This is a genomic window from Kitasatospora sp. NPDC093558, assembly GCF_040683475.1.
GTDB lineage: Bacteria > Actinomycetota > Actinomycetes > Streptomycetales > Streptomycetaceae > Kitasatospora.
This window is the reverse complement of sequence record NZ_JBFBDY010000365.1, coordinates 1-6,376: the sequence shown is the minus strand read 5'-3', so window position 1 is coordinate 6,376 and position 6,376 is coordinate 1. Positions and strand designations below refer to the sequence as shown.

At 73.0% G+C, this 6,376-nt stretch carries 6 protein-coding genes; 4 read left to right on the top strand and 2 right to left on the bottom strand.

Annotation, left to right across the window (positions count from 1 at the left end; genetic code table 11):
* Positions 1–112 precede the first annotated feature (112 nt).
* The 4 genes from ppk2 to rpsD all read left to right on the top strand — a co-directional run bounded on the left by ppk2 (position 113) and on the right by rpsD (position 4,044).
* Entirely contained in the window at positions 113–913 is an 801-nt protein-coding gene (gene ppk2, locus AB0O00_RS26490) for a polyphosphate kinase 2 (protein WP_363655812.1), read from the top strand.
* A 73-nt stretch (positions 914–986) separates the two neighbouring features.
* The gene (locus tag AB0O00_RS26485; RefSeq protein ID WP_363655810.1) at positions 987–1,598 is read left to right on the top strand and encodes an antibiotic biosynthesis monooxygenase; all 612 of its coding nucleotides are present in this window, start codon (positions 987–989) and stop codon (positions 1,596–1,598) included.
* A gap of 31 nt (positions 1,599–1,629) precedes the next feature.
* Positions 1,630–2,979: a replication-associated recombination protein A gene (locus AB0O00_RS26480; protein WP_363655808.1), complete on the top strand. Its 1,350-nt coding sequence runs from the start codon at positions 1,630–1,632 to the stop codon at positions 2,977–2,979.
* Between the two features lie 450 nt (positions 2,980–3,429).
* Positions 3,430–4,044: a 30S ribosomal protein S4 gene (rpsD, locus tag AB0O00_RS26475; protein ID WP_030056230.1), complete on the top strand. Its 615-nt coding sequence runs from the start codon at positions 3,430–3,432 to the stop codon at positions 4,042–4,044.
* Positions 4,045–4,148: 104 nt separating this feature from the next.
* Here rpsD and AB0O00_RS26470 read toward each other — a convergent pair whose 3' ends face one another.
* Together AB0O00_RS26470 and AB0O00_RS26465 are read right to left on the bottom strand one after the other, a co-directional pair.
* A complete protein-coding gene (locus AB0O00_RS26470) occupies positions 4,149–4,475 on the bottom strand; it encodes a tetratricopeptide repeat protein (protein ID WP_363655806.1) in 327 nt (108 codons plus the stop codon).
* A gap of 49 nt (positions 4,476–4,524) precedes the next feature.
* Positions 4,525–6,376: regulator (locus AB0O00_RS26465; protein WP_363655804.1), on the bottom strand; the 1,852-nt coding region annotated here is incomplete at its 5' end.

The following is a 6,376-nucleotide window of genomic DNA, read 5'->3' as shown; positions in this document are numbered from 1 at the left end:
GCAGCGGCGGTTCAGGGGGCCGCCGCTGCCGCACTCCCCCGGTCACGACCTGCGGATCCGGTCCGCAGCGCCTACCGTGAGGGATCATCAGCGGGCGGACGGAGGATCCCGGGTGGCCAAGGTGCAGCGGCTGGCAAAGCGGCCGTACGAGCGGGAACTGCTGCGGCTCCAGCAGGAGCTGGTGAAGCTCCAGGAGTGGGTGCGGGTCGAGGGCGCCCGGCTGGTCGTGGTCTTCGAGGGGCGCGACGCGGCGGGCAAGGGCGGCGCGATCAAGCGGGTGACGGAGTATCTGAACCCGCGCATCGCCCGGGTCGCGGCGCTGCCGACGCCGACCGAGCGGCAGAAGAGCCAGTGGTACTTCCAGCGGTACGTCGAGCAGCTGCCGGCGGCCGGGGAGATCGTGCTGTTCGACCGCAGCTGGTACAACCGGGCCGGGGTCGAGCGGGTGATGGGCTTCTGCACCGACGAGGAGTACTGGCAGTTCCTGCACCAGTGCCCGACCTTCGAGCGGATGCTGATCGAGGCGGGCATCCTGCTGCGCAAGTACTGGTTCTCGGTGAGCGACACCGAGCAGGAGCAGCGCTTCCGGGACCGCCTGGAGGACCCGATGAAGCGCTGGAAGCTCTCCCCGATGGACGTCGAGTCGATCACCCACTGGGAGGACTACTCGCGGGCCAAGGACGAGATGTTCGTCTACACCGACACCCCGGACTCGCCCTGGCGCGTGGTGGAGAGCGACGACAAGCGCCGCGCCAGGATCAACATGATCGCCCACCTGCTGTCCACCCTGCCGTACCACGAGATCAGGGCGCCGAAGATCGACCTGCCGCCGCGCCCGGCCCCGCGCGGCTACCAGCGGCCCCCGCGCGACCTCCAGAAGTACGTTCCGGACCACGCTGCCAGACTGGAGTAGACGGGGATACTCCGGGCGCCGCACTCCTGCGATCGGGCCCCGTGGCGCCCGGGCGACGTCGGGAGGCGCGCTCATGTTCGTTCGTACCGTCTATGCCACCGGACACCCGGACCGGATCGACCGGACCCTCGACGGGCTCAGGGTCGAGGCCGTCGGACTGCTCTCCCCGCAGCCCGGCTACATCGGCTACGGGCTGTACGCCGACCGGACGGTCGGCAAGATCGTGATGAGCTCCTGGTGGGCGTCCGCGCAGGCCGAACGCGACAGCGACCAGGAGCTCGGCGAGCGCCGGGCCGAACTGCTCGCCCCGCTGGCCGGCACGGTGACCACCGAGGTGTGGGAGGCCGTGGCGGTGGCCCCGCCCGGCGAGGCCGGCCCCGGCGCGGGGTTCCGGCTGTCGCGGGCCGACGTCGACCCGGCCAAGGTGGACGCGGCCGCCGAGAGTTTCCGGGACCGGGTGCTGCCGGTGGTGGAGAAGATGCCCGGATTCGTGACCGCCGCGATGCTGGCCGACCGCACGACCGGACGCCTGTCGGTGGGCGCGATCTACGCGGACCAGGAGACCTTCGCGGCCTCGCGCGGGCCGACGGCCGACTCCCGGGCGCAGGCGGTGGCCGCGCTGGGCGGCACCCTGCGGTCGCTGGAGGAGTTCGAGGTCGTGCTGCTGGACCGCCGTAAGCGGTAGGGCTGTCGGCGCCCTCGCATAGGCTTCCGGTGTGGACGAACCGGACCTCTTCACCGCCGCCGCCGAGGAACGCCAGGCCAAGGAGCCCGGCCGGGCTCCGCTGGCCGTGCGGATGCGCCCGCGGACCCTGGACGAGGTCGCCGGGCAGCGCCAGCTGCTCAAGGCCGGCTCGCCGCTGCGCCGGCTCGTGGCCGGCTCGCGCGGGCCGGCGGCGACCAGTTCGGTGATCCTCTGGGGCCCGCCCGGCACCGGCAAGACCACGCTCGCGCACGTCATCAGCCAGGCCGTCGAGGGCCGCTTCGTCGAGCTGTCCGCGATCACCGCCGGGGTCAAGGAGGTCCGCGCGGTCATCGACGGCGCCCGGCGGGCGGTCGGCATGTCCGGCCGCGAGACGGTCCTCTTCCTGGACGAGATCCACCGCTTCTCCAAGGCCCAGCAGGACTCGCTGCTGCCGGCCGTCGAGAACCGCTGGGTCACCCTCATCGCGGCGACCACCGAGAACCCGTACTTCTCGGTGATCTCGCCGCTGCTGTCGCGCTCCCTGCTGCTCACCCTGGAGTCGCTGACCGACGACGACGTCCGCGCGCTGCTGCGCCGGGCGGTGGCCGACGAGCGCGGCCTCGAAGGCGCGCTGGAGCTGACCGAGGAGGCGGAGGACCACCTCGTGCGGCTCGCCGGCGGGGACGCCCGGCGGGCGCTCACCACGCTGGAGGCGGCGGCCGGGGCGGCGCTGGAGAAGGGCGAGCCGAGCATCACGCTGGCCACCACGGAGACGGCGGTCAACCAGGCGGCGGTGCGCTACGACAAGGACGGCGACCAGCACTACGACGTGGCGAGCGCGCTGATCAAGTCGATCCGCGGCAGCGACGTGGACGCCACGCTGCACTACCTGGCCCGGATGATCGAGGCGGGGGAGGACCCGCGCTTCATCGCCCGGCGGCTGATGATCTCGGCCAGCGAGGACGTCGGCCTGGCGGATCCGACGGCGCTGCAGACGGCCGTGGCGGCGGCCCAGGCGGTGGCGCTGATCGGCTTCCCGGAGGCGCGGATCATCCTGTCCCAGGCGGCGATCGCGCTGGCCCTGGCGCCCAAGTCGAACGCGGCCTACCTGGCGATCGACGCGGCGCTGGCCGACGTCCGGCAGGGCCTCGCGGGCGCGGTGCCGCCGCACCTGCGGGACGCGCACTACGGCGGCGCGGGCAAGCTCGGCCACGGCAAGGGCTACCAGTACCCGCACGACCTGCCAGAGGGCATCGCGGCCCAGCAGTACGCGCCGGACGCGGTGCACGGCAAGGACTACTACCAGCCCACCCGGCGCGGTGGCGAGGCCCGCTACGCGGACGTCGTGGAGTGGACGAGGGGGCGGCTCCGGGGGGAGTGAACCGCCCCGAGCCAAAGGGCGCGCCGGTGCCGAAAGGAAGGAGCGAGGGAGTGAGGAACGAGCGAGGGAGCGACGACCGTCGGCACCGGGTACCCGGAGGGCGTGCCCGGAGGCGAGTGGGCGAGTGATCGGGGTGTTCGCGCACCGGTATACTCGATCGGAGTGCCACGTCCCGGGACGGCGGCGGGGGAGACCCCACCGACCGGCCGCACCAGCGGGACGCCGGCCGTAGGCCCCTTCCGGGGGGCCCGCACCAGGAGCGTCGCGCACCGTTTCGGTGTCGCGGGCGGGCCAGTTCGCTGGAACGTCCGTGTGACAAGCACATTCGTGCCCGGCTCCGGAGAGCGGCTGATCCCACCGCGCAGGCGGCGGGGTTTTCTCCGGGTCGCGAGATGCGACCTCCGTCAACACCTGGTGAAGCCGTATTCGTAAGCAAGGAAGGTTTGGTTCATGGCGAACCAGAAGCGTCCCAAGGTCAAGATCGCGCGTGCGCTCGGCGTGCCGCTGACCCCGAAGTCCGTCAAGTACTTCGAGGCCCGCCCGTACCCGCCCGGCCAGCACGGCCGTGGTCGCAAGCAGAACTCGGACTACAAGGTCCGTCTGCTCGAGAAGCAGCGTCTGCGCGCCCAGTACGACCTGAGCGAGAAGCAGATGGCGCGCGCGTTCGACCGCGCGAAGAAGGCCGAGGGCAAGACCGGTGAGGCGCTCGTCGCCGACCTGGAGACCCGTCTGGACTCCCTGGTCCTGCGTTCGGGCATCGCCCGCACCATCTACCAGGCCCGCCAGATGGTCGTCCACGGCCACATCGAGGTCAACGGTGGCAAGGTCAACAAGCCGTCGTTCCAGATGAAGCCGGGCTACGTGGTGACCGTCCGCGAGCGCAGCAAGGAGAAGGTCCCCTTCCAGGTCGCCCGTGAGGGTGGCTACGCGGGTGAGGGCCAGACCCCGAAGTACCTCGAGGTCAACCTGAAGGCCCTGGCCTTCCGCCTGGACCGTGCGCCGCAGCGCAAGGAGGTCCCGGTGATCTGTGACGAGCAGCTCGTCGTCGAGTACTACTCGCGCTGACCCGCGACCGGTCCCGCAGTCCGCGGAACCACAGCGAGCCCCCACCGCCCCTCGGGGTGGTGGGGGCTCGCCCCTTTTCCGCTCCGGCCCGGTTTCCGCTCGGGTCAGCCGGCCTCGCCGGTCATCGCGGCGGCCAGCCGCAGGTGCGGGCGGGCCTCAGCGGCGCGGACCTGGCGCTCCAGGGTGCGGCCGAGCATCAGCCGGGCGTAGTCCTCGGCCGGGTCGGCCTCCAGGATCCGGAGCAACTCGGCCTCGGCGTTGCGGAGTTGGGCGGAGTGGTAGTAGCTGCGGGCGAGCAGCAGCCGGACCGAGAGGTTGGCCGGCTCCTCGGCGAGCACGCCCTCCAGGATGTGGGCGGCCTCGCTGTACGCCTTGGACTCGAAGTAGAGCTTCGCCCGGCGGTACTCGTCGGCGGCGGTGTGGACGGCCACGGTGGCTCCTTCCGGCTTGGTACTTGCCTCCTCAAGCAATCCGCAAGCTTCAGCTATTCCGCACCGGTGCGGGCGCCGGGGCCGGCGGCGCCGAGTACGGGCCCGGCCCCGGCTCGGGCCCGTCCGGGGAGCCGCCGGTGCCGAGGGCCCGGGACACCGCCGCGTCGAGGTCGAGCCGGGCGCCGGCCGCGTAGCAGTCCTCGTACTCCTGCTCGGTGAGCCCGGCCCGGGCCCGCTCGGCGCACTGCTCGTGCGGGCCGAAGAAGAACCGCGAGCCGAGGAACGGCGTGCCGACCGTGCGCCAGATCCGGTGCGCAGCGCCCTGGAGCAGCCGGGCCTCGCGCAGGTCGCCCGGGACGCCGGGCCCGGCGGGCTCGGTCTCCAGCAGCGCCAGCAGGTCGATGCCGAGGACGATGCCCAGCAGGTCGTGGAAGAGGTGGTTGAGCCGCACGCTCTCCCGGGCGAGGACCCGGGCCGGGCGGACGTCGCCGTCCATCCAGTGCGAGAAGGCCATCGCGTACAGCACGTACGCGTACGCCCACTGCTCGCCGTGCTCCTCGCACACCTCACGGGCCTGGCCGAACCAGAGCTCGCCGCTCTCCCGGTCGCCCTGGAAGACGTAGGCGAGGCCGAGTTCGAGCATGGCCATCAGGACGTTGCTGTTGAGCTCGCCGATCGTCCGGTAGTGCCAGAGCGCCTCCTCGAACAGCTCGGCGGCGCGTTCGGGCTCGTCGCCGATCAGGGCCGCGCAGCCCTGGCGGTGGACGGCGTAGGCCAGCGCGCGGTCGTCGCCGGTGGCCAGGGCCTGGCGGCGGCACTCCTCCAGGGCCGGGCGGGCGGCGGGCAGGTCGCCCTGGAGGGTCGCCATGTAGCCGGTCACCCAGAGCGCCTTGGCGCGCGCCTCGGTGGGCTCGCCGGCCAGGGCGAGCGCGCGGTCCAGCCAGTGCCGGCCCTCGCCGAGGTGGCCGCTGCCGACCCAGTAGAACCAGAGCGTGCCGGCCATCAGCAGGGCGAGCTGCTCCTCGCCGGGCTCGGAGAGGCAGAACTCCAGCGCGGCCCGGAGGTTGGTGTGGGCGAGCCCGGTGCGCTCGGCGGTCTCCGCCTGCCGGGGGCCGAACCACTCGACCTCGCCCCAGGTGGCGACCCCCAGGTACCAGTCGCGGTGGCGGCGCAGCAGCCGCTGTTCGTCGCCGGCGGCGCGCAGCCACTGGCCGCCGTACTCGCGCAGGGTGTCGAGCAGCCGGAAGCGGACGCCGTACGGGGTGTCCTCGCGCAGTACGACGGATTTGGCGACGAGCTCGGAGAGCAGGTCGAGGACGTCCTCGGCGTCGATGCCCTCGCCGGCGCACACGTACTCGGCGGCCTCCAGGTCGAAGCCGCCGGCGAAGACCGCGAGGCGGGCCCAGAGTAAACGTTCCTGCACCGTGCAGAGCTCATGGCTCCAGCCGATCGTCGTGCGCATCGTCTGGTGTCTGGGCAGGGCCGTTCTCGCGCCGCCGGTCAGCAGCCGGAAGCGGTCGTCCAGGCGGGCCGTGATCTGCTCGACGGACAGCGCGCGCAGCCGCCCGGCCGCCAGCTCCACGGCGAGCGGGATGCCGTCCAGCCGGCGGCACAGCAGGCCGACCGCCTCGGCGTTCGCCTCCGTCACGGCGAAGGACGGCAGCACGGCGCGCGCCCGGTCGGCGAACAGCTGCACCGCGTCCGGCAGGGTGCCGGGCCCGGGCCGGCCGACCGGCACCGGTCCGGCGGGCAGCGGAGCCACCGTGAACAGGTGCTCGCCGCCGGCCCGCAGCGGCGCCCGGCTGGTGGTCAGCACCCGCAGCCCGGGCACCGCCCGCAGGAGGGTGTCCGCCAGCTCCGCGCAGGCGTCCACCAGGTGCTCGCAGCCGTCCAGCAGGAGC